Raw genomic sequence first — 20,659 nt, forward strand, 5'->3', positions numbered from 1 at the left:
CAGAAGTGGCGGGGGTGCGCGCTCGACGGTGCGGGCGGCGCACGGGTGCCCTTACCAGCAGGGCGGCTGAGGGATGCGGAAGCGCTCGGCTTCCACTCAGAAGGGGCGACAGAGCATGGCGGCAACGCGGCACAGGTCCACTGCCCGCCGCTTGGTGAGATCCGCCTGTCGCCTCATGGCCCCGATCGTAGGGACGTACGGCCGGGCGTGTCACCGGTGTGTCATATGACGAGACGCGATCGTCCGAATGATGGGACGTGCATCGCGCCCGGGGCAGGCTCGCGCGGCCTCCGGGCGCCCGTGTGGGTGATGGCATCTACGGTACGGACGTCACCGTCTCGCCAGTCGGACGAGGGGGCGTCCACCGCGAGTGTCCCTACCCCGCCAGCTTGACGTCCGAACCCTTGACCAGGATCTCCACACCGTTCGGCGCGGCCTGCACCTTGTCCAGCTTGATGCCGCCGGGCAGCTGGTTGATGGCCTGCTGGAAGTCGGTGATCTGGCGGACGCGGTTCTCGGCGACGGAGATGGCGGCCAGCTTGGGCAGGGAGTCGGCGTGGACCTCGACCTTGTTGTCCACGACGGTCACCGAGCTGAGCACGGACGTCGTCTGGTCGACCGGGATGGACAGGAACGAGCCCGTCACATGGACCGCGACCTTGATCTTGCCGTTGCCGCCGTCGGACAGACCCACGACCCGGGCCTGGAGCCCCGGGGCGACCTCGGTCGGCTCGGACTTGGCGGTCTTCAGCAGCTCGGCGTAGGAGATGGTCGCGGTACCGGTGGCGCTGTCGGCGGTGGCGGAGCTGTAGTCGCCGGAGAAGGAGACGCCCTTCATGTCGGCCTTCAGATCGTCGATCCGGATCGTCTTGCCGGCGGTCCCCGTGGTGGCGTTGTAGTTCTTGATCCCCACCTCGACGTCGTCCAGCGACCCGCCCGCGACCTGCGTGAGGAACGGGAACCCCTTGATGCTGACGTCGGGCGTCGAGGCCAGGTTCTCCGTCGACTTCAGCTTGTCGGCGGCCTGCCCCTCGGCGAAGTGCACGGCGACCCGGTCCGCGATCACGAACAGCCCGCCCAGGATGACGACGAGGATCAGGATTATTCGCAGGGCGCGCATGTGGTGGTTCCCCCGGGGTCGGTGGCGTTCTTCTGCCATGCGGTACGGCGACGGCGTACGCCACGGTAACCCGGCGGGGCGGGGCGCCGGGGGGATTGTGGATCACCTGTGACAGGGGCCGGGTGGGACCGGCGGCTACCGGGCCCGCGGTTACCGGGCTCGTGTGACGGTCAGCAACACCGGTGTACGGACCCCCAGTCCGGCCGCGAGGTCGGCCATGGTCTCGGCCGGCCGGCCGACCGCGTCGCACGACCACTCGGCAAGGTCTCCGCGCAGCAGTACGCCATGGAGCGCCGGGCCGTTCCAGAAGACAAGGACAGCCCCCAGAGCGTTCTTACGCGGCACGTCAGCGCATTTCCCTCACGTTTCGCCGATGCCGCGAACCTAGATCGCGGCCACCACGGTGAGGAGACGCCGACGGAGTGGAGGGGGCGCAGGAGGGGTCCGGCCGCATGCTCCGAATTACGCTTGATGTATGTACACGCGGCGGCGTCACATCTACTTCGCCATGATGGGGACGTGCATCGGGCTCTTCGTCCTGGCCTGGGCAGTCGTCCGCATCTGGTCGATCCCCGCGGCCGTCGCCCTGTGCATCGTGGCCATGCTGATCCCTCCGGTCGCCGCGATGATCGCCAACCGGCGGGGGCCGGAGGACCGCTGGTGGGACGATCCGTCCGGCGACCCGCAGTCCGACGAGTGGTGGGACGAGCTGGACGGCAAGAAGCCCCCCAGGCGGTGAGCGGTCCGCCGGCAGTGCCGCGATACGCCGCCGGTCGGCGGCTGCGGGTCCGCCGCGGCTGGTCGCGCGGTTCCTCGCGTCCCTCCGGGGCGCTGCCGAACCGCACCGGACTTCGCCGAACCCGCTTGGACGCCCCGTCCCGCTCCCGGCGGCTCACCCCTCATGGGCCGGTGAGCGCGCCCTGAGCGGTGGCCAGTGCGGCGAGTACGTCCCGGGCGGCCGCGCGGACTGCGGCCTCGGCCGGCCCGGCGGGGGGGCGGTGGCAGGGCGGCGGACGGGTCCGCCTCGATCCCGGCGGCGAGGGTGCCGAGCATCGCGTGCAGCTCGCGCCGCAGCAGTTCGGTGAACAGCCGCTCCTTCGTCTTGAGGGCAGGCGGTTGCTGCGGATCGTCCGTCGCGGTGCCGTAGCCTCGGGCCGTGGCCAGGACATGGGCGGATTCGTGGGAAGCGGAATGGTCGGGCGAGGGGTGCGCCAAATGCGCGCAGGGCAGGCCGGACGAGGACGAGTGGGGCGTCCGCTGGTACGCCGGTGAGTTCGCCGACGCGTATCTGCTGAAGCGGCCCGCGAGCCCGGGGTACAGCGTGGTGGTGTTCCGGGGCCGGCACGTACCCGATCCCGCGCTGTTCACCGACGCGGAGGTCACCGGCTACTGGTCGGCGGTCCGGACGGTCGGCGCCGCGATCCATCGCGTTTACGCGCCCGCACAGATCAACTACCAGTGCATGAACAACTCCGTGGCGCACGTGCATACCCACGTGCTGCCGCGCTACCTGGATGACCCGGGCCCACGCACCATGCTCCCGGACCAGGCATTCGCCACCGCCCGCTCACTCGATCCGGCCGAGCTGCTGGCGCAGCTCGCCCACCTGCAGGCGGCGCTGCGGTAGCGTCCGGCAAGCACGTCGCCGACGAGCCACTCCGCAAGGCCGCGAACAGGGCGAACGTCGCTTGATGCGGCACTAGTAGACGAGGGCCTGGGCGCCGTCCGCCAGCGCCTCCTGGACGAAGACCTGCGCACCCGCGATCCGCACGCCCTCGATGACGTCCTTCTCGGTGATCTCGCGCCGGGCCGCACACTGCGTGCACAGCGTGATGCGCCCGGCGGCCAGGATCGCCTCGACCAGATCCGGCAGCGGAGCGGCGTGCGGCAGCTCGAACTCCGCCGCCCGCCCCGGCAGCGCGAACCAGGACGACTCCCCGGTCAGCCACAGCGAGACCTCGACGCCGCTGGCCACGGCCACCGCCGCCACGGTGAACGCCTGCGAACAGCGCTCGGGCGCGTCGGCCCCGGCCGTCACCTTGATCACGAGCTTCTTGGTCATGAGGGAAGCGTAGCCGCGACGACGACGGTGACGACCAGGGTGACCACGCAGAGGATGGTGAGCGCGCCGCTGACGAGGGCTCCGTCGACGGAGCGGGTGCGCCGGTGCCGGTTCTCGTTCCGGTGCCGGGCGCGGGGCCGGGGCTGGTGGTCGGGGTGGAAGGGCGGCAGGGCGTAGGCGGGCGGGGTGTCGTGTTCGGCCGTCCGTAAGGTCCACCCCTCGTCCCGCCACCGCTTGCACTCCTCGTACGGCAGTCCGCTCATGCCCTGTGCTCCTGTCGCTGGTGCTGCCGCAGCAACACGTTGGCGTCCGTCTCCGCGCTCCGGTCGTACGCCACCCGCGCCGACTCCCGCCGCTCGGCGAGCGTCAGGCACGCCGCGCATCCCGGGACGGGGCGGGGCGGCCGGCTCAGGTCCTCGGGGTCCGGCGGCAGCGCCTGCGCGCGCTCGTTGGCGGCCCGGACGTCGGCACGGAGGCGTACGGGGTCGTACAGCGGGGTGGCCGGATCCGTTCCCATAGGCTTTGCTCCTTTCCTCAATATCTATACGGAATGCGACAGTTGCACTACTCTGCGTGCACCTGGGCTGGTATTGAGGATGGCCCAGTGCGGAGGCGGAATCGAGCGGAATGGCCGTTAGTGCCGGATCGGCCGTCTAAATTCCACAAGTTCGACAGTCGGGGAGGGCGCGGTGCCGCAGCGCAGGGCGATCACAGGTCGTAGCCAGGAGCCGAGGGCTCGTTTCGCCGAGGAGTTGCGGTTACTGCGCGCGATGAAGGGCGTGAGCTTGCGGGCGCTGGCGGATGCGGTGGGCTGGGACGCGTCGCTGTTCGGGAAGATGGAGAAGGGGCAGACGCTCGGGGGACCGGAGGTCGTAGAGGCGCTGGATCTGTACTACGGCACGGGCGACAAGTTGCTCACGCTGTGGGAGTTGGCGATGGCCGACCAGACGCAGTTCAGGGAGCGGTATCGGCGGTACATGCTGCTTGAGGCCGAGGCGGTGAGTATGTGGCAGTACTCGCCGGGCATCATGCCTGGCCTGCTGCAAACTCCCGAGTACGCCACCGAGTTGCTCCAGCAGGGCGGGCTGACGGGTGCTGAGCTGGAGAAGCAGGTGGCAGCCCGTATGGGACGCCGGGAACTGCTGCTGGCGGAGGGCGGGCCGCAGTTCCGCGCGATCCTCTCCGAGGCGGTGTTGCGCACCCCGCTCCGTGATCCGGAGGCGTGGCGGGTGCAATTGCGCCATCTTCTGGAGATGGGGGAGCGCCCCAATGTCATCGTCCAGGTGCTGCCGTCGGCGAAGGGGCTGCATGGGCTGACGGACACCGACACCATGTTCCTGCAAGGCCCCGCAGGGACCGTCGCCTGGGTGGAAACGGGCTACTCAGGCGAACTGGTCCAAGAAAGTACGGCTGTCCAGCGGCTCCAGCTTCGATACGATCGAGTACGCGATTTGGCCCTAACCCCGGACGAATCGCGGGAGTTCATCAAGCGGATGCTGGAGGAAGCGCCATGCGAGCCATCGACCTGAGCAACGTGACGTGGCGCAAGAGCAGCTACAGCAACCAGGACGGCGGCGCCTGCGTCGAGGTCTCCGACGATCTCCTGGCCGCGGCCGACTGGCGCAAGAGCAGCTACAGCAACCAGGACGGCGGCAACTGCCTGGAGATCGCCGACAACCTCCCCGCCAAGGGCCTCGTCCCCGTCCGCGACAGCAAGGACACCACCCGCACCCCCCTCCTCTTCGGCGCCCCCGCCTGGAAGGCTTTCGTCGACGGCGTCAAGGGCTGAGCGCCCGGACAGCGCACCTCATACGGAGAGCCAGGCCCCGGCCGCGTAAGCTGGGGCCCGGCTCTGTCGTATGCCCACCCTCGCTCAAGGAGCACCCGTGGAGATCTTCTTCGAAACCCTGCTGGTCCTGGTCTGCGTCGGCGTGCTCGCCTTCGCCGGTCTGGCCGTGAAGAAGCTGTACCAGGGCCAGCGCTGAACCTCGTCTAGGAAAGCTTGCCGATCATGATCGAGATCCCGTCCGACCTGCACAAGGGCCTCGTCCCGCTCGCCTTCCTGCTCGGCAACTGGGCCGGCGCGGGCGTGCACGACTTCCCCGGCTCGGAGAAGTGCAACTTCGGGCAGGAGGTCACCTTCAGCCACGACGGCCGGGACTTCCTGGAGTACCGCTCCCACACCTGGGTGCTGGACAACGACGGCAACAAGGTCCGCCCCCTGGAGTCGGAGCACGGCTTCTGGCGGATCGACGCCGACCGCAAGGTCGAGGTCACGATGACCCGCGACGACGGTGTCATCGAGATCTGGTACGGCGAGCTGGCCGACAAGAAGCCGCAGATCGATCTCGTCACGGACGCCGTCGCCCGCACGGCCGCCGCCCGGCCGTACAGCGGTGGCAAGCGGCTCTACGGCTACGTCAAGAGCGACCTGATGTGGGTCGGCGAGAAGCAGACCCCCGAGGTCGAGCTGCGCCCCTACATGTCGGCCCACCTGAAGAAGGTCGTCACGCCGGAGGAAGTCGAGCGCTGGGCCAAGGCCCTCCCGCAGGACATGCCCGACGACGGCATCGCCTTCTTCAAGTAGTCCTAGACTCGTCGGTGTGGTGAGCACCGACTGGAAGAGTGACCTCAGGCAGCGAGGCTACCGGCTGACGCCGCAGCGGCAGCTTGTGCTCGAAGCCGTGGACAACCTTGAGCACGCGACCCCCGACGCCATCCTCACGGAAGTGAAGAAGACGGCGTCGGGGGTCAACATTTCCACGGTGTACCGGACGCTGGAGCTCCTGGAGGAGCTCGGTCTGGTCAGCCACGCCCATCTGGGGCACGGTGCGCCCACCTACCACCTCGCCGACCGGCATCATCATCTGCACCTGGTGTGCCGGGACTGCGAGAGGGTGATCGAGGCCGATGTGGACGTGGCCACGGAGTTCACCGCCAAGCTGCGGGCGCAGTTCGGGTTCGACACCGACATGAAGCACTTCGCGATCTTCGGCCGGTGCAAGGACTGTTCGCTGAAAGGATCATCGGAGAGTTCGACTACCGCGTCGTAGGGTGGCCGTATGAAGAGCCCTCTGCTGTCCCTGCCCGGCGCCGTTCCCGCCGAGGGCGTGGACGAAGGTGTCGCCGCGCACTACGGCGATCTGTTCCGGGAGCAGCGCGCCCTCGCCGACGGCACCGGATTCGTCGACCTGTCCCATCGCGGTGTCATCACCGTCACCGGCGACGACCGGCTGAGCTGGCTGCATCTGCTCCTCACCCAGCACGTCAGCGAGCTGCCGGTCGGCGAGGCCACCGAGGCGCTGATCCTCTCCGCGCACGGCCACATCGAGCACGCGTTGTACCTGGTCGACGACGGTACGACCGTGTGGGCGCATGTGGAGCCGGGGACGCGGGAGGCGCTCGTCGCCTACCTGGAGTCGATGAAGTTCTTCTACCGGGTCGAGGTCGCCGACCGGACGGACGACTTCGCCGTCGTCCACCTTCCCGCCGGGTCCATCGGGGAGGTGCCGGACGGGGTCGTCGTACGGGAGACCCCGTACGGGCGTGATCTGTTCCTGCCGCGCGCCGACCTGGAGTCCTTCGCCGAGTCGCACGGGCCCGCCGCCGGGATCCTCGCCTACGAGGCGCTGCGCGTCGAGCACCACCGGCCCCGGCTCGGCTTCGAGACCGACCACCGGACCATCCCGCACGAGCTGGGCTGGATCGGTACGGCCGTGCATCTGCAGAAGGGCTGCTACCGGGGGCAGGAGACCGTGGCCCGGGTGCAGAACCTGGGCAAGCCGCCGCGCCGGCTGGTCTTCCTCCACCTGGACGGGAGTGACGTCCATCTGCCGGTGCCGGGGACCGAGATCCGGCTCGCGGACGAGGGGCCCGACGGACGCAAGATCGGGTTCGTGACCACGTCCGTCCGGCACCATGAGCTGGGGCCGGTGGCGCTGGCGCTGGTCAAGCGGAACGTGCCCCTCGACGCGCGGCTGGTCGCCGGGGACACCGCCGCCGCGCAGGAAGTCGTCGTCGAGCCGTAGGACGCCGTCAGGGAGGGGAGGATTCACATCTCCAGCAGCACCGTGAACGGGCCGTCGTTCGTCAGTGACACCTTCATCTGTGCGCCGAACCGGCCCGTCGCCACCGTCGCGCCGAGGGCGCGCAGCTGGGAGACCACCTCGTCCACCAGGGGCTCGGCGACATCGCCGGGGGCCGCCGCGTTCCAGGTGGGGCGGCGGCCCTTGCGGGCGTCGCCGTAGAGCGTGAACTGGCTGATGACCAGCAGGGGGGCGTCGATGTCGCTGCAGGACTTCTCGTCCTGGAGCATCCGGATCGACCACAGCTTGCGGGCGAGCTGGGCCGCCTTCTCCTTGGTGTCCTCATGGGTCACCCCGACGAGGACGCACAGCCCCTCGCCCTCGATCGCGCCCACCGTCTCGCCGTCCACGACGACACTGGCGCCGTCCACCCGCTGTACCACCGCTCGCATGCGGACCATCATGCCGGGTGCCCGGCGCCCGCTCACAGCGGGTCCATTATCAATCCCTTACCGCCCATGTGCGGCCGTTCGGGGGCACTCGGTCACATAGCGGTCGCTCGGGGTGGCACGATGCTTCCAGGCGCCGGTCGAGGGGACGGTCAGGAGCACCATGAGCACACCGAGTACCAGCGGTCGGCTGGGGACCCAAGGGGTCCAGGCACAGCCGCCGGAGACGGCGTACCGGCCGCCCGCCCAGCGTGCCGAGGCCTTGCAGGGTCCCGCGCTGCCCGGGGAGCCCTGTGAGCACGATCTGGCCCGGCTCAGTCTGCCCGAGCTGCGCACCCTGCGCCGGGACGCCCAGCGCGACGAGGCCGACCTCAGCTATGTGCGGCGGCTGCTCCAGGGCCGGATCGACATCCTGCGCGCGGAGCTCACCCGGCGCGGCCGGGCCGCCGTGCCGGCGCCGGCGGACGGCTCCGTGGTGGACCGGCTGCCGGAGATCCTGCAGGACGCCCCGGCCCAGTACCGCTCCTCCGCCCGCCATGTCACGCTCGGCACCCCGCACAACGAGGAGTTCCGGCAGCTGGCCGCCGACATGCTCGGCGAGGTCGAGCTGAGCGATCTCGTGGCCCGCACCGATCTCGAACTGGCCAGTGCGATGGGCCGGTTGGTGCGGTATGAGCAGGAGGTCTCCCGGCGCCGGCAGCGGCTCCAGGGGACCACCGACGAGTGCAGCGCGGAGATCGCCCGCCGGTACCGGGTCGGCGAGGCCCAGGTGGACGATCTGCTGAGCTGAAAAGGGGGCGACGGCCGGAAGGCCGTGTGCTTATCGTGAGGCGATGAGCGACCTGGACGTACGCACCATCGGTGAGGACGAGCGCGAGAACTGGCTGCGGGCCGTGAACACCGGCTTCCTGAGCCCGCCCACCCCGGGCGAGGACCAGCTGGAGCTCAGCCGCCGGACGGACGCCGAGGGCTCGTCCCGGCGGCTCGGCGCCTTCGACGGTGACCGGTGCGTGGGGACGCTGCGCTCCTTCCCGCAGCAACTCACCGCGGTCGGCGGTGCGTTCGTCCCCGCTGACGCCGTCTCCGGCGTCACCGTCAGCCCCACCCACCGGCGCCGGGGCCTGCTCACCCGCATGCTGGGCCGGGACCTCGCGGCGGCGAAGGAGCGCGGTGACGTCGTCGCCACGCTGATCGCCGCCGAGTACCCGATCTACGGCCGCTACGGCTTCGGCCCGGCGAGCTGGGCCGCCCAGTGGGCCGTCGAGGTGCCCCGGGCCGGTCTCGACGCGCGCTGGGCCGGTCCCGCGGGTGGGGGTCCCTCCCGCGCGAGCGAAGCCGAGCGTGGGGGAGGCCGGATCGATCTGATCGACGGCGCCGAGGTACGCAAGCTCGGCCCCGAGCTGCATGAGCGGTTCCGGGCCGGGCAGCCCGGCGCGGTCAGCCGTATCCCGGCGTGGTGGGACCTGGCCACCGGCGTCCTGCGCTCCGGCCCGGACTGGAAGGAGCCCTTCCACGCCGTCTACCGCGCGGCCTCCGGCGAGGTCGAGGGCCTGGTGTCGTACAAGGCCGAGCACGTCTGGCAGGGCAACCAGCCGGAGGACGCCCTCACCGTGAACTGGCTGCTCGCCACCACCCCGGCGGCCGAGCGCGCCCTGTGGCACTACCTGTGCTCGATCGACTGGGTGGCCAGGGTGACCAGCGGCCGGCGCGCCCCGGACGACCTGCTGCCCCACCTCCTGCCCGACCCCCGCGCGGCCCGCGTCACCGAGCACACGGACTGGCTGTGGGTGCGGATCCTGGACGTCGTACGGGCCCTGGAGGCGCGGACGTACGAGACGGCCGGTGCGGTGGTTCTTGAGGTCGTCGACAAGGACGGATACGGCGGGGGGCGGTTCCGGCTGGAGGCCTCGGCGGAGGGCGCGTCCTGTACGGGCACGTCCGCGACCGCCGATCTCACCCTCGACATCGGGGAGTTGGGGTCCGTATGGCTCGGCGGGGAGTCGCTGACGCGGCTCGTGGCGCTGGGCCGGGTGCGGGAAGAACGAGAGGGTGCCGCCCGCAAGGCCGACGCCCTGTTCCGCTCGCCCAGGCTCCCGTGGTGCCCGGACCTTTTTTGATGCCGGGTGTGCAGTTGTGGCTGCTGCCGACCAACTGCCCGAAGTTGGCGCAAAGTTGTACCGTTCGAGTGTGATGTCGGAAGGTTCGTTCGTGCCGGGGCCGGCCGCCCTGCCGCAGCCCACGCTCGTCGGTCTGGCCCCTCGCATGACGGAGGCGTTCCAGGCACCGCACGTGACGCTCGACGCCCTGTGTCTGACCTCGGTCTCGCTGACCCTCGCGATCGGCGAGCCGCTCCGCCTGATCCACGCCGGACGGCTCAAACCGGCCAGGATCGACGTCAGGGTGCTGCTGCCCAGCCACGACATCGACCTCGCCTTCCCGGCGCCGGTCACCGAGGACGGCGGGCTGCTGCACCGGCGCTGGCTGGCCCAGCGCAACGCCCAGGGCATGGTGCTGGCGCAGAACCTGTGGGCCCTGCGGAGCACGCACGGCATCGACGTGCACGTCTCCTTCCGCGCCCTGCCGTTCACCCCGCCGGTCAAGCTGTATCTGCTGAACGGCTCCGAGGCGCTGTTCGCGTACTACACGCTCCTGCGGCGCGAGCGGGAGATCGAGCACGAGCTTCTGGAGCTGTACGACGCCGACGGCACCCGCTCGATGCTGTTCGCCTTCGAGGCGCGGGCCGGGGTCCGGGACGCGGTGTTCGTGGAGCGGTCGCAGAAGTGGTTCGACGCGCTGTGGGAGACGATCAGTTCGGACCTGCCCCTGGGAGGCGGACGGCCGTGAACGGCAGCGGAAGACACACGGCCCAGGGGGTCGCCGACACTCTGCGTGAACGCATCCGCACGGGTGCCCTGCGCCCCGGCGAGCGGCTGCCGACGCAGACCGAGCTGGCCGAGGAGTTCGGGGTCGTGCGGGGTGCCGTGCGCCAGGCGCTGCGCATCCTCCAGCAGGAGGGCCTGCTCAGCAACGTCGGCAAGGGGAGCCCGCCACGGGCCGCCGAGCCGCGGCCGGCCAGTGAGGTCCTGCGGCCGGCCAGTGAGGTCCTGCGGCCGGCCAGTGAGGTCCCGCAGCCGACCATGGTGGCGCTCGCGCCCCGGCTGATCGAGGCGTTCGCGGCGCCGCACGTGCGCATCGAGGCCGTCTGCCTGACCGCTCAGAGCCTGATCCCGGCGCTCGGCGAGCCGCTGCGGCTGATCCACGAGGGACGGCTGCGGCCGGACCGGATCGACGCCCGGATCATGCTGCCCAGCCGGGACATCAACCTCGCCTTCCCGGTCTCGGTCGACGCCGGGAGCGCGGAGGACGACACCGTGCACCAGCGGTGGCTGGCCATGCGCAACGCCGTGGGGCAGGTGCTCCGGTACAACCTCCAGTCGCTGCGCGGCACCCACGACATCGACGTCCAGGTCACCTTCCGGGAGCTGCCGTTCACCCCGCCGGTCAAGCTGTACCTGCTCAACGGGGTGGAGGCGCTGTTCGCGCACTACATGATCACGCGGCGCGAGGAGCCCACCGACAGCGGCACGCTGGAGATGTACGACACCCTCGGCTTGGAGTCCCTGCTGTTCTCCTTCGAGCAGCGGGCCGGACAGCGGGACGCGGCGTTCGTGGAGCAGTCGCAGAAGTGGTTCGACGCCCTCTGGGAAACCATCACGACGGACCTGACACTCTCCTAGTGACTTCTGATGCGCATTCTGATGTGACCTCTGATGCGAGCGAGATCGAAAAGCTTCGGGAACTGATCACACCGGCCCGCTGTGTGTTGTGGGCCTTCGACGGACCGATCTGCCGGCTGTTCGCGCGGCACACGGCGGAACGCGTGGCAGCCGAGCTGCTGGACTGGCTGGCCGGGCGCGGGCTGCACGATCTGCTCAGCGACGTCGAGCGCGACTCGCTGGACCCGCATGTGGTGCTGCGTGCCGTGCACCGCCGGTACCCCGGCAGTGACCTCGTGGCCGAGCTGGAGGAACGCCTCACCCAGGAGGAACTGCGCGCCGCCGGTTCCGCGATGCCCACCGTCTACGCCGACCCCCTGATACGCACCTGGACCGCGGTCGGATCCCGGCTGGCCATCACCACCGACAACTCGCCCAAGGTGGTCCGCGCCTATCTGAACGACCGTGGCCTGACGTCCTGCTTCGCCCCCCATATCTACGGCCGCACGACCGACCTGCACCTCCTCAAGCCCGACCCGCACTGCCTGAACCGGGCCCTGTCCGCGATGGGTTCCGCCCCCGAGGCGGCCCTGACGATCGGCGGCTCATCCGCCGATCTCGCCGCCGCGCACGACGCGGGCGTGCCGTTTCTCGGCTACGCGCGCAACGCGCACAAGGAGCGGCTCCTGCGGGCCGCGGGCGCCGGACTGGTCGTACAGTCGCTGGAACCGCTCCTGATGCTCCTCAGGACATAGGCCGGGTGTTCGCGGCCGGTTCCGGGGCAGGCTGGCAGGGTACGGCGGGTGACCGGTTCGAGGAGCGGGTGGAACGGCATGGCTGGTACGTACGAGGACGCCGAGGAGGCGTGGCAGCTCCTGACCGACGGGACCGGCCCGGCCTGCGTGCTGTTCGACTTCGACGGGCCGCTGTGCCGGTTGTTCCCGTACGACAGCTCGCTGCCGCTCGCGGACGCCCTGCGGGAGACCGTGGCCGCCGAGGGCCTGCTGGACGTGCTCTCCCCGGCCGAGCGGAGCGACAAGGACCCGCACGTGGTGCTGCGCGCCGTCCACCGCGCCCGGCGGCAGCGGGACGTCGGCGACCTGGTGGCGCGAATGGAGCAGCAGGTCACCGTCGGCGAGCGGAGAGCCGCCCGGACCGCGCTGCCCACTCCTGGCGCGGCCGAGTTGATCGAGTGGCTGACCGGGCGCGGCACCCGGCTGGCCGTCGTCACGAACAACGCGGCGGCCGCGGCGGAGGACTACCTGCGCGCGAAAGGGCTGTGGGAGAGTTTCGCGGTCGTTCACGGCCGCGAAGCCGACCCCGACCTGATGAAGCCGCACCCCGACGTGCTCGACCGCGCCCTGAAGGACCTGCGCCTGCCGCCGGACGAGGCAGTGATGATCGGTGACACCCCGACGGACTTCATGGCGGCCGAGCAGGCGGGCGTCCGGTTCCTCGGCATCGGACGCAATACCGGGAAGCGGCAGCTGATGCGCGATGCCGGGGCCAAGATCGTGCTGGCGTCGTACGCGCCCCTGCTCGCCCGGATCCCGCGCTGAACCGGACCGGTGCGACCCTCTTCCTGAGCGGACCCGGCACCGGGCACCATGAACGGCACGATTCCAACGCGCCTGCCAGTAGGGGGATTTGGTGGCGGAGAGCACGTTGAGGAGCAGGGTGGCGGCCGGCTGGGCGCGGGCCGAGGGCACGGTGTCGAAGGTCGTGCTGCTGGCCGTGTTCGGCCTGAACCTGGTGGCCCAGTTCGTGAAGCCGCTGGGCGACGCCCTGCAGGGCAACGTCTACATCGGCGGGGCGCTGCTCAGCCTGGTGGGCTTCCTGCTCTACAGCGAGGTGCAGCGGCTGAACTCGGCCCACGAGACCCAGCGGGAGACCACGGCGGAGCTGCGGGACACCATCCGGGTCCTGAGCGGGCAGGTGGCCCTGCTCGGCGAGGCCCAGCGGTCGGCGGCCGGGGCGCCGATCACCCAGAACCAGGTGCTGGCGGAGTTCCACAGCGCGCTGCGGGACAAGGAGCGGGTCGAGTTCCGCGTCATGTGCTTCACCGGGGAGACCGTCGTCACCAGCCTCAAGGAGTCCCTCCAGGCCCTGCCCGCCTACGCGGGGCGCGAGGTGACCGTGCGGTTCCTCGTCCCGGACTTCCTGCGGGAGATGGACGTGCCGGGGCAGGTGGTCGACGGCCAGGCGTGTGACTCGCCCGAGTTCCGCGCCCGCCTGGACGACCAGGTCCGCCGCTACGAGCGGGACCTGAAGCAGGCCAAGGTCCGGATGCGCGACCGCGGACAGGGAAACCTGTCGGTCGAGTTCCAGGTGCTGCACTTCACGCCGGGCGAGAAGCTGTATCTGATCGACGACAGCTTCATGGCCGAGGGCGCGTACGACAAGGCCGTGCTGTGGCCCGACGAGAACGGCAGGCAGGTGCTCGACCTCCTCGGGAACGAGGTGATGCTGACCGGCTGGCGCTGGGAGGACGGACAGCGGGCGCGGGACACCATCAGCCGCAAACGGGAGTACTTCGACACCCTCTGGAACCAGGCCCGTGCCCTGACCGCACCCGCCTCGGCGACTCCGGCGCCCCCGGCTGCCCCGGCAACCCCGGTCCCGGCTCCCCAGAGCGGTGACTGACCCGGCATAGGCTCGGCCTCATGGGTGAGATGGGCCTGCGTGAGCGCAAGAAGCAGCGGATGTACCAGGACGTGTCGGACATCGCCGTACGGCTGTTCCTGGAGCGGGGCTTCGACGCGGTGTCCGTGGCGGAGGTCGCCGCCGCGGCCGGGATCTCCAAGCCGACTCTCTTCCGGTACTTCCCGGCCAAGGAGGACCTGGTCCTGCACCGGATCGCCGACCACGAGACGGAGGCCGCGCGGGTGGTCGCCGGTGCGGCCGACCCGGTGGACGTGCTGCGCCGGCACTTCCTCGCCGGGCTGGAGCGCCGCGACCCGGTCACCGGCCTGAACGACCACCCGGCCGTCCTCGCCTTCCACACCCTGCTCTACGGCACCCCGTCCCTGGTCGCACGGGCGTACCGGCACCAGGAGCGGTCGGAGGCGGCCCTCGCCGAGGCGCTCGGCGGGGACCTGGACGCCCGGCTCGCCGCCGGGCAGATCATCGCCGTGCAGCGGATCCTCGCGCTGGAGAACTTCCGGCGGATCGCGGCGGGGGAGCCGGTCGAGGGGGTGGCGCCGGACGCCGTACGGGCCGCCGAGCGGGCGTTCGCGCGGCTGGCGAAGTGTCTGCCGCGCCTGGATGTCGATGAATGAGACCGGGTTAAAAATGTAACTCGGTAACGCTATGGCGGTACGCTGGCGTCATGACGTCACTCGATCCCGCCCTCACCGACCCCGCCCTCACCGAAACCCTCCACGCCGAGCGCGCCCACCACGACCGCTGCCGTGCCGCCCTCACCGCGATGATCGAGGGCGCCGCCGAGCAGGTCGTCATCGGCGAGGACGTCTCCGCCTCCGGGGCCGACGCCGAGGTGCTCGGACACCGGCTGCGCAGCCAGGCCAAGGAGCTGCGCGAACTCCCGCCCGGCCCGCTGTTCTTCGGCCGCCTGGACTTCGCCGACGACGACCCCGGGCACGGCGGCATGGACTACCACGTGGGCCGCCTCCGCATCACCGAGGACCCGGCCGCCCCGCCCCTTGTGATCGACTGGCGGGCCCCCGTCTCCCGCGCCTTCTACCAGGCGAGCGCCCGCGATCCCCAGGGTGTGGAGATACGGCGCCGGTTCGGCTGGGCGCCCGGCGGCAGCGGCGACTCCGCCGACCTCACCGGGCTGGAGGACGAGTACCTGGGCCGGGGCGATTCCCGGACCAGCGACATCGTCGCCCGCGAGATCGAGCGGCCCCGGGTCGGCCCCATGCGGGACATCGCCGCCACCATCCAGCCCGAACAGGACGACCTGGTCCGCGCCGCCCTCACCGACTCGGTGTGCGTCCAGGGCGCCCCCGGCACCGGCAAGACCGCCGTGGGCCTGCACCGCGCCGCCTACCTCCTCTACACCCACCCCAAACGGCTCCAGCGCGCCGGCCTGCTGATCCTCGGCCCCAACCGCACGTTCCTCTCCTACATCGCCGAGGTGCTGCCGTCCCTGGGGGAGTCAGGGGTCCGGCAGGCCACCCTGCCGGAGGAGATCGCCCACCAGCCGGTCAAGGGCACCGACCCCGTGGCCACCGCCACCGTCAAGCACGATGCCCGCATGGCCGAGGTGCTGCGCCGGGCGCTGTACGCGCGCGTGAGCACCGAGGGGATCGCCGACCTCGCCGTACCGGACGGCTCGTACCGCTGGCGGGTGTCCGCCGCCGAGCTGGCCGGCATCGTCGCGGAGGTGCGCGCCGAGGAGCCGCCGTACGCCATCGGGCGGGAGCGGGTGCGCACCCGGGTGGTACGGCGGCTGCGCGAGCAGGCCGAGCGGCGCTCCGGGGTGCTGCCGGCCGCCTGGGTGCGCCGCATCGAACGGGCCCGGCCGCTGACCGCCCACCTGGACGCGGTGTGGCCGAAGGCCCGCCCGGAGGAGGTGCTCGCCGAACTCCTCACGGACGCACGGGCGTTGGCGCGGGCGGCGGACGGCCTCCTGGACCCGGACGAGCAGGCGGCACTGGTGTGGCCCCGCCCGCCGCGCTCGTACAAGTCGGCCCGCTGGTCGGCGGCGGATCTGGTGCTCCTGGACGAGTTGTCGGGGCTGATCGAGCACCCCGAGGGCTATGGGCACATCGTGGTGGACGAGGCGCAGGACCTGTCGCCCATGGAGTGCCGGGCGATCGCCCGCCGGGCCGCCTTCGGCTCGCTGACCGTCCTCGGCGACCTCGCCCAGGGCACCACCCCGTGGGCCGCCCGCGACTGGCCGGCCCAGCTGCGCCACCTTGGCAAACCGGACGCGACGGTGGTGCCGCTGACGACCGGCTTCCGGGTACCGGCGGCCGTCGTCGCCCTGGCCAACAGGCTGCTGGCGGGCCTGGACGTGTCGGTCCCGGCCGCCCGGTCCCTGCGCACCGACGGGGAGGTGAGGCTCCGGCCGACGACGGACGTGCCGGGCACGACGGTCACGGCGGTCCGCGAGGCGCTGGCCCGGGAGGGCTCGGTGGGTGTGGTCGCGGCGGACGCGGACACGGTGGACGTGGCGGCGGCCCTGACGGCGGCCGGGATCGCCACGTCCGGCCCGGACACACTGGGCGCCCGGGTGACCGTCGTACCGGCGAGCATGGTCAAGGGCCTGGAGTACGACCACGTGGTGGCCGTGGAACCGGCGGCGGTCGCGGAGGCGGAGGAGCGGGGCGCGCACCGGCTGTACGTCGTCCTGACCCGGGCGGTGTCCCGGCTGGACGTGATCCACTCCCGCCCGCTGCCGTTCTGACGGCGATAGCGTGCGGGCATGACCGACACCGAAGCCGAAGCCTTTGCCGGAATCCCGACGACCACCTTCGCCGACCTGCTCGGCCGTGCACACGTCATGGACATCGGGATACGGCCGCTGTGGGGACCCGTACCGCGCGTCGCCGGACCGGCGTTCACCGTCAGCTGCCCGCCCGGCGACAACCTCATGCTGCACGCCGCCATCCACCGCGCCCCGTCCGGTTCGGTGATCGTGGTCGAGTCCGGGGACCTCGACTTCGCGCTGGCCGGCGGCAACGTGTGCGCGGTCGCGCAGCGCAACGGCGTGGCCGCCTTCGTCGCCGACGGTCTCATCCGCGACCTCGGCGAGGTCCGCGAGCTGGGCTTCCCCGTCTTCGCCCGGGGGATCATCCCGATCCCGGGCGCGAAGAAGGCGGTACGACCGCTGAACCAGCCCGTGCGCTGCGGGGGTGTCCGGGTGGAGTCGGGGGACGTGGTCGTGGCGGACGAGGAGGGCGTGGTGGTCGTACCGGCGGCACGGGCGGAGGAAGTCCTGCGGGCGGCGCGGGCGAAGCTCGCGAAGGAGGCCGAGGAGACCTTGGACGACTGGGAGAAGGCTCATCGGGCGCGGATCGACGAGCTGTTGGCGGCCGGTGGGTTCGAGGGCTGAGGGGGGTGGGGCAGGCCGGGGGAGCCGACGGCACCGCGACTCCCCAGGGGCGCGGGGAACTGCGCGGCTACGGAGCACCCGCACCCGGCAGCGAACCGAGAGCCCAACGGCGCTGAACCGCTCCCTCACGCCCCCACGTACTCGGCCAAGTGCTCCCCGGTCAAAGTCGACTTCGCGGCGACCAGCTCGGCCGGTGTCCCCTCGAAGACCACCCGCCCCCCGTCGTGCCCGGCCCCGGGCCCGAGGTCGATGATCCAGTCCGCGTGGGCCATGACGGCCTGGTGGTGCTCGACCACGATGACGGACTTGCCGGAGTCGACCAGGTGGTCGAGCAGGCCCAACAGGTGCTCGACGTCGGCCAGATGGAGACCCGTGGTCGGCTCGTCCAGGACGTACACGCCCCCCTTGTCGGCCATGTGCGTGGCCAGCTTCAGCCGCTGCCGCTCGCCGCCCGACAGGGTGGTCAGGGGCTGGCCGAGGGTGAGGTAGCCGAGGCCGACGTCGGCCATCCGCCGGAGGATCCTGTGGGCGGCCGGGATGTGCGCCTCGCCGGTCCCGAAGAACTCCTCGGCCTCGGTCACCGACATCGCCAGCACCTCCGCGATGTCCCGCCCGCCGAGTGTGTACTCCAGCACCGACGCCTCGAACCGCTTGCCCTCGCACTCCTCGCAGGTCGTGGCGACCCCGGCCATCATCGCCAGGTCGGTGTAGACGACCCCGGCGCCGTTGCAGGTGGGGCAGGCGCCCTCGGAGTTGGCGCTGAACAGGGCCGGCTTGACGCCGTTGGCCTTGGCGAAGGCCTTGCGGACGGGCTCCAGCAGCCCGGTGTACGTCGCCGGATTGCTGCGCCGGGAGCCGCGGATCGGGGTCTGGTCGATGGAGACGACGTCCGCGCCCTTGGGCACGGAGCCGTGCACGAGCGAGCTCTTGCCGGAGCCCGCGACACCGGTGACCACGCACAGCACGCCGAGCGGGATGTCGACGTCCACGTCCTGGAGGTTGTGTGTCGTCGCCCCGCGGATCTCCAGGGCGCCGGTCGGCTTGCGCACGGCCTCCTTCACCGCCGCCCGGTCGTCCAGGTGGCGGCCGGTGAGGGTGCCGCTGCCCCGCAGCGCCTCGACGGTGCCCTCGAAACAGACCGTGCCGCCCGCCGTGCCGGCGCCGGGGCCGAGGTCCACGACGTGGTCGGCGATCGCGATGACCTCCGGCTTGTGCTCCACGACCAGCACCGTGTTGCCCTTGTCGCGCAGCCGCAGCAGCAGGTCGTTCATCCGCCGGATGTCGTGCGGGTGCAGCCCGGTGGTGGGCTCGTCGAAGACGTACGTGACGTCGGTGAGCGAGGAGCCGAGGTGGCGGATCATCTTCACGCGCTGGGCCTCGCCGCCCGACAGCGTGCCCGCCGGCCGGTCCAGCGAGAGATAGCCGAGGCCGATCTCCACGAACGAGTCCAGGGTGTGCCGCAGCGAGCCGAGCAGCGGCGCCACCGACGGCTCGTCCAGCCCCTGCACCCACTGCGCCAGGTCGCTGATCTGCATCGCGCACGCGTCGGCGATGCTGACCCCCGCGATCTTCGAGGACCGGGCCGCCTCGGTGAGCCGGGTGCCCTCGCACGCGGGGCAGACCGTGAAGGTGACCGCGCGGTCCACGAAGGCCCGGATGTGCGGCTGCATGCCCTCCTTGTCCTTGGCGAGCATCGACTTCTGGATCCGCGGGATCAGACCTTCGTACGTCATGTTGATGCCCGCGATCTTCATGCGGGTCGGCTCGCGGTACAGGAAGTCCTGCAGCTCCCTCTTGGTGTACTTCCGGATCGGCTTGTCGGGGTCGACCAGGCCGGACTCGGTGTAGAGGCGGTAGTTCCAGCCGCCGGACTTGTAGCCGGGGATCGTCAGCGCGCCCTCGTTCAGGGACAGGGAGTCGTCGTAGAGCTGGGTGACGTCGAGGTCGGAGACCGTGCCCCGGCCCTCGCAGCGCGGGCACATGCCGCCGGTGATGCTGAAGCTGCGCCGCTCCTTCACCTGCTGCCCGCCGCGCTCGACGGTCACCGCGCCGGCGCCGCTGATCGAGGCCACGTTGAAGGAGAACGCCTTGGGCGAGCCGATGTGCGGGGTGCCGAGCCGGCTGAAGAGGATGCGCAGCATGGCGTTGGCGTCGGTGGCGGTGCCGACGGTGGACCTCGGGTCGGCGCCCATCCGCTGCTGGTCGACGGTGATCACGGTCGTCAGCCCGTCGAGGACGTCGACCTCGGGACGCGCCAGGTTGGGCATGAACCCCTGCACGAAGGCGGGGTACGTCTCGTTGATCAGCCGCTGCGACTCGGCGGCGATCGTGTCGAACACCAGGGAGCTCTTGCCCGAGCCGGAGACGCCGGTGAAGACCGTCAGCCGGCGCTTGGGCAGCTCGACGTCGACGTCCTTTAGGTTGTTCTCACGGGCACCGTGCACTCGGATCAGGTCATGGCTGTCGGCGGCGTGCGCTGCGGTGAGGTCCATGCCGGCCAACCTAACGCCGCCCGCCCGGCCGGCGCTTCTCGAATCCTGACCACATCCGCAGGGGCTACGCCGGTCCCGAGGTGTCGGCGGCCAGCGAGACGGCGAGCGCACCCAGCACCGTGCCCATCAGCCGGCGCTGCACCTTCAGCCAGGAGGGGCGGCGGGCGAGGAAGACCGCGATGGTGCCGGCGGCGAGCACGATGGCCGTGTTCACCGCGATGCTCACCACGATCTGCACGGAGCCCAGCACCAGCCCCTGGAGCAGGACATGGCCCCGGCCCGGATCGATGAACTGCGGGATGAGGGAGACGTACATGACGGCGATCTTCGGGTTGAGCAGATTCGTCGTCAGGCCCATCGTGAACAGCCTGCGCGGCGAGTCGTGCGGCACGTCCTGCGGGGCGAAGACCGAGATGCCGCCCGGCTTCAGGGCGCTCCAGGCGAGATACGCGAGATAGGCGGCGCCGGCCAGCTTCACCGCGACGTACAGCTCGGGTACGGCGGTGAAGACGACGGACAGGCCCAGGTTCGCGGCGAGCAGGTATGTCAGGAAGCCCAGGGCCACGCCGCCCAGGGAGATCATCCCGGCGCGCCTGCCCTGGGTGATGCTGCGCGAGACGAGATAGATCATGTTCGGGCCGGGGGTGAGCACCATGCCGAGTGCCACCACGCTCACGCCGAACACTTCGCTTGGCTCGATCATGCGGGGAGCGTAGGTCAGTTCAATAGCTCAGTGCAATCAAAAGATTGCTCTCGGTGCAATTCTGTGGTGA

25 protein-coding genes and 1 pseudogene are annotated in these 20,659 nt (G+C 71.0%); 17 read left to right on the forward strand and 9 right to left on the reverse strand.

The features are described 5' to 3' along the window. Window positions 1-96: 96 nt before the first annotated feature. From O1G22_RS44900 to O1G22_RS22660, 3 genes are all read right to left on the reverse strand, one after another. Entirely contained in the window at window positions 97-177 is an 81-nt protein-coding gene (locus O1G22_RS44900) for an Ms5788A family Cys-rich leader peptide (protein ID WP_351055874.1), read from the reverse strand. Between the two features lie 199 nt (window positions 178-376). Further along, window positions 377-1,120 (reverse strand): LmeA family phospholipid-binding protein, encoded by a 744-nt coding sequence (locus tag O1G22_RS22655; RefSeq protein WP_270082996.1) that lies wholly within the window; start codon window positions 1,118-1,120, stop codon window positions 377-379. Between the two features lie 150 nt (window positions 1,121-1,270). Then, complete coding sequence (locus O1G22_RS22660; protein ID WP_270082997.1) at window positions 1,271-1,465, reverse strand: hypothetical protein; 195 nt, start codon at window positions 1,463-1,465, stop codon at window positions 1,271-1,273. Between the two features lie 130 nt (window positions 1,466-1,595). Here O1G22_RS22660 and O1G22_RS22665 point away from each other — a divergent pair, with 130 nt between their 5' ends. Continuing rightward, window positions 1,596-1,859, forward strand: coding sequence for a DUF3099 domain-containing protein (locus O1G22_RS22665; RefSeq protein WP_270082998.1), 264 nt, complete (start codon window positions 1,596-1,598; stop codon window positions 1,857-1,859). 417 nt (window positions 1,860-2,276) lie between these two features. Continuing rightward, a complete protein-coding gene (locus O1G22_RS22670) occupies window positions 2,277-2,747 on the forward strand; it encodes an HIT family protein (RefSeq protein WP_270082999.1) in 471 nt (156 codons plus the stop codon). 72 nt (window positions 2,748-2,819) lie between these two features. Here the strand turns inward: O1G22_RS22670 and O1G22_RS22675 are convergent, their stop codons facing one another. Genes O1G22_RS22675 through O1G22_RS22685 form a run of 3 tightly spaced genes read right to left on the reverse strand, consistent with a single transcriptional unit; the run spans window position 2,820 to window position 3,699 of the window. Beyond that, a complete protein-coding gene (locus O1G22_RS22675; protein ID WP_270083000.1) occupies window positions 2,820-3,182 on the reverse strand; it encodes a DsrE family protein in 363 nt (120 codons plus the stop codon). Continuing rightward, on the reverse strand, window positions 3,179-3,445 hold the full coding sequence (locus tag O1G22_RS22680; protein WP_270083001.1) for a hypothetical protein: 267 nt from the start codon (window positions 3,443-3,445) through the stop codon (window positions 3,179-3,181). The genes O1G22_RS22675 and O1G22_RS22680 overlap by 4 nt, the downstream gene beginning before the upstream one ends. Continuing rightward, the gene (locus O1G22_RS22685; RefSeq protein WP_270083002.1) at window positions 3,442-3,699 is read right to left on the reverse strand and encodes a hypothetical protein; all 258 of its coding nucleotides are present in this window, start codon (window positions 3,697-3,699) and stop codon (window positions 3,442-3,444) included. Before O1G22_RS22685 ends, O1G22_RS22680 begins: the two co-directional genes overlap by 4 nt. 172 nt (window positions 3,700-3,871) lie before the next feature. On the opposite strand from O1G22_RS22685, the gene O1G22_RS22690 reads away from it, so the two are divergent. From O1G22_RS22690 to ygfZ, 5 genes are all read left to right on the forward strand, one after another. Then, window positions 3,872-4,711, forward strand: a complete 840-nt coding sequence (locus O1G22_RS22690; protein ID WP_270083003.1) for a helix-turn-helix domain-containing protein — start codon at window positions 3,872-3,874, stop codon at window positions 4,709-4,711. Next, entirely contained in the window at window positions 4,693-4,971 is a 279-nt protein-coding gene (locus O1G22_RS22695) for a DUF397 domain-containing protein (protein ID WP_270083004.1), read from the forward strand. The genes O1G22_RS22690 and O1G22_RS22695 overlap by 19 nt, the downstream gene beginning before the upstream one ends. Before the next feature lie 222 nt (window positions 4,972-5,193). After that, window positions 5,194-5,769 (forward strand): heme-binding beta-barrel domain-containing protein, encoded by a 576-nt coding sequence (locus O1G22_RS22700; protein WP_225098052.1) that lies wholly within the window; start codon window positions 5,194-5,196, stop codon window positions 5,767-5,769. Between the two features lie 16 nt (window positions 5,770-5,785). Then, entirely contained in the window at window positions 5,786-6,235 is a 450-nt protein-coding gene (locus tag O1G22_RS22705) for a Fur family transcriptional regulator (RefSeq protein WP_270083005.1), read from the forward strand. A gap of 9 nt (window positions 6,236-6,244) precedes the next feature. Next, window positions 6,245-7,210 carry a CAF17-like 4Fe-4S cluster assembly/insertion protein YgfZ gene (gene ygfZ, locus O1G22_RS22710; RefSeq protein WP_270083006.1) on the forward strand — a complete coding sequence of 322 codons (966 nt, stop codon included), beginning with the start codon at window positions 6,245-6,247 and terminating at the stop codon, window positions 7,208-7,210. A gap of 23 nt (window positions 7,211-7,233) precedes the next feature. Here ygfZ and dtd read toward each other — a convergent pair whose 3' ends face one another. Then, window positions 7,234-7,659, reverse strand: a complete 426-nt coding sequence (dtd, locus tag O1G22_RS22715) for a D-aminoacyl-tRNA deacylase (RefSeq protein WP_270083007.1) — start codon at window positions 7,657-7,659, stop codon at window positions 7,234-7,236. 160 nt (window positions 7,660-7,819) lie between these two features. On the opposite strand from dtd, the gene O1G22_RS22720 reads away from it, so the two are divergent. The 10 genes and pseudogenes from O1G22_RS22720 (at window position 7,820) to O1G22_RS22765 (ending at window position 17,394) form a co-directional block, all read left to right on the forward strand. Further along, a complete protein-coding gene (locus O1G22_RS22720) occupies window positions 7,820-8,446 on the forward strand; it encodes an RsiG family protein (RefSeq protein ID WP_270083008.1) in 627 nt (208 codons plus the stop codon). A 43-nt stretch (window positions 8,447-8,489) separates the two neighbouring features. After that, window positions 8,490-9,773: a GNAT family N-acetyltransferase gene (locus O1G22_RS22725; RefSeq protein ID WP_270083009.1), complete on the forward strand. Its 1,284-nt coding sequence runs from the start codon at window positions 8,490-8,492 to the stop codon at window positions 9,771-9,773. Window positions 9,774-9,870: 97 nt separating this feature from the next. Then, window positions 9,871-10,500 (forward strand): annotated as a pseudogene (locus tag O1G22_RS22730) (GntR family transcriptional regulator); the annotation flags it as partial. Beyond that, window positions 10,497-11,393, forward strand: a complete 897-nt coding sequence (locus tag O1G22_RS22735; RefSeq protein WP_270083010.1) for a GntR family transcriptional regulator — start codon at window positions 10,497-10,499, stop codon at window positions 11,391-11,393. The pseudogene O1G22_RS22730 and the gene O1G22_RS22735, both read left to right, overlap by 4 nt. 23 nt (window positions 11,394-11,416) lie before the next feature. Further along, the gene (locus O1G22_RS22740) at window positions 11,417-12,127 is read left to right on the forward strand and encodes an HAD family hydrolase (protein WP_270083011.1); all 711 of its coding nucleotides are present in this window, start codon (window positions 11,417-11,419) and stop codon (window positions 12,125-12,127) included. 78 nt (window positions 12,128-12,205) lie between these two features. Continuing rightward, on the forward strand, window positions 12,206-12,931 hold the full coding sequence (locus O1G22_RS22745) for an HAD family hydrolase (RefSeq protein ID WP_270083012.1): 726 nt from the start codon (window positions 12,206-12,208) through the stop codon (window positions 12,929-12,931). 106 nt (window positions 12,932-13,037) lie between these two features. Continuing rightward, window positions 13,038-14,015 carry an ATP/GTP-binding protein gene (locus O1G22_RS22750; protein ID WP_270083013.1) on the forward strand — a complete coding sequence of 326 codons (978 nt, stop codon included), beginning with the start codon at window positions 13,038-13,040 and terminating at the stop codon, window positions 14,013-14,015. 20 nt (window positions 14,016-14,035) lie between these two features. Next, window positions 14,036-14,650, forward strand: coding sequence for a TetR family transcriptional regulator (locus tag O1G22_RS22755; RefSeq protein ID WP_270083014.1), 615 nt, complete (start codon window positions 14,036-14,038; stop codon window positions 14,648-14,650). 50 nt (window positions 14,651-14,700) lie between these two features. Continuing rightward, window positions 14,701-16,746, forward strand: a complete 2,046-nt coding sequence (locus O1G22_RS22760) for a HelD family protein (protein ID WP_270083015.1) — start codon at window positions 14,701-14,703, stop codon at window positions 16,744-16,746. Between the two features lie 18 nt (window positions 16,747-16,764). Continuing rightward, the gene (locus O1G22_RS22765; RefSeq protein WP_270083016.1) at window positions 16,765-17,394 is read left to right on the forward strand and encodes an RraA family protein; all 630 of its coding nucleotides are present in this window, start codon (window positions 16,765-16,767) and stop codon (window positions 17,392-17,394) included. A gap of 125 nt (window positions 17,395-17,519) precedes the next feature. On the opposite strand, the gene O1G22_RS22770 is transcribed toward O1G22_RS22765, so the two are convergent. Then, window positions 17,520-19,886: an excinuclease ABC subunit UvrA gene (locus O1G22_RS22770; RefSeq protein ID WP_270083017.1), complete on the reverse strand. Its 2,367-nt coding sequence runs from the start codon at window positions 19,884-19,886 to the stop codon at window positions 17,520-17,522. 64 nt (window positions 19,887-19,950) lie between these two features. Beyond that, the gene (locus O1G22_RS22775) at window positions 19,951-20,589 is read right to left on the reverse strand and encodes a LysE family translocator (protein WP_270083018.1); all 639 of its coding nucleotides are present in this window, start codon (window positions 20,587-20,589) and stop codon (window positions 19,951-19,953) included. Window positions 20,590-20,659: the final 70 nt, after the last annotated feature.

The organism is Streptomyces camelliae, assembly GCF_027625935.1.
In the GTDB taxonomy this organism is placed as follows: Bacteria; Actinomycetota; Actinomycetes; order Streptomycetales; family Streptomycetaceae; genus Streptomyces; species Streptomyces camelliae.

Bases quoted from the DNA above. Each gene is read 5' to 3' on its own strand.
- O1G22_RS44900 (WP_351055874.1), bottom strand. From the start codon at position 177: ATGAGGCGACAGGCGGATCTCACCAAGCGGCGGGCAGTGGACCTGTGC.
- O1G22_RS22655 (WP_270082996.1), bottom strand. From the start codon at position 1,120: ATGCGCGCCCTGCGAATAATCCTGATCCTCGTCGTCATCCTGGGCGGG.
- O1G22_RS22665 (WP_270082998.1), top strand. From the start codon at position 1,596: ATGTACACGCGGCGGCGTCACATCTACTTCGCCATGATGGGGACGTGC.
- O1G22_RS22675 (WP_270083000.1), bottom strand. From the start codon at position 3,182: ATGACCAAGAAGCTCGTGATCAAGGTGACGGCCGGGGCCGACGCGCCC.
- O1G22_RS22680 (WP_270083001.1), bottom strand. From the start codon at position 3,445: ATGAGCGGACTGCCGTACGAGGAGTGCAAGCGGTGGCGGGACGAGGGG.
- O1G22_RS22685 (WP_270083002.1), bottom strand. From the start codon at position 3,699: ATGGGAACGGATCCGGCCACCCCGCTGTACGACCCCGTACGCCTCCGT.
- O1G22_RS22695 (WP_270083004.1), top strand. From the start codon at position 4,693: ATGCGAGCCATCGACCTGAGCAACGTGACGTGGCGCAAGAGCAGCTAC.
- O1G22_RS22700 (WP_225098052.1), top strand. From the start codon at position 5,194: ATGATCGAGATCCCGTCCGACCTGCACAAGGGCCTCGTCCCGCTCGCC.
- ygfZ (WP_270083006.1), top strand. From the start codon at position 6,245: ATGAAGAGCCCTCTGCTGTCCCTGCCCGGCGCCGTTCCCGCCGAGGGC.
- dtd (WP_270083007.1), bottom strand. From the start codon at position 7,659: ATGCGAGCGGTGGTACAGCGGGTGGACGGCGCCAGTGTCGTCGTGGAC.
- O1G22_RS22720 (WP_270083008.1), top strand. From the start codon at position 7,820: ATGAGCACACCGAGTACCAGCGGTCGGCTGGGGACCCAAGGGGTCCAG.
- O1G22_RS22725 (WP_270083009.1), top strand. From the start codon at position 8,490: ATGAGCGACCTGGACGTACGCACCATCGGTGAGGACGAGCGCGAGAAC.
- O1G22_RS22745 (WP_270083012.1), top strand. From the start codon at position 12,206: ATGGCTGGTACGTACGAGGACGCCGAGGAGGCGTGGCAGCTCCTGACC.
- O1G22_RS22755 (WP_270083014.1), top strand. From the start codon at position 14,036: ATGGGTGAGATGGGCCTGCGTGAGCGCAAGAAGCAGCGGATGTACCAG.
- O1G22_RS22760 (WP_270083015.1), top strand. From the start codon at position 14,701: ATGACGTCACTCGATCCCGCCCTCACCGACCCCGCCCTCACCGAAACC.
- O1G22_RS22765 (WP_270083016.1), top strand. From the start codon at position 16,765: ATGACCGACACCGAAGCCGAAGCCTTTGCCGGAATCCCGACGACCACC.
- O1G22_RS22770 (WP_270083017.1), bottom strand. From the start codon at position 19,886: ATGGACCTCACCGCAGCGCACGCCGCCGACAGCCATGACCTGATCCGA.
- O1G22_RS22775 (WP_270083018.1), bottom strand. From the start codon at position 20,589: ATGATCGAGCCAAGCGAAGTGTTCGGCGTGAGCGTGGTGGCACTCGGC.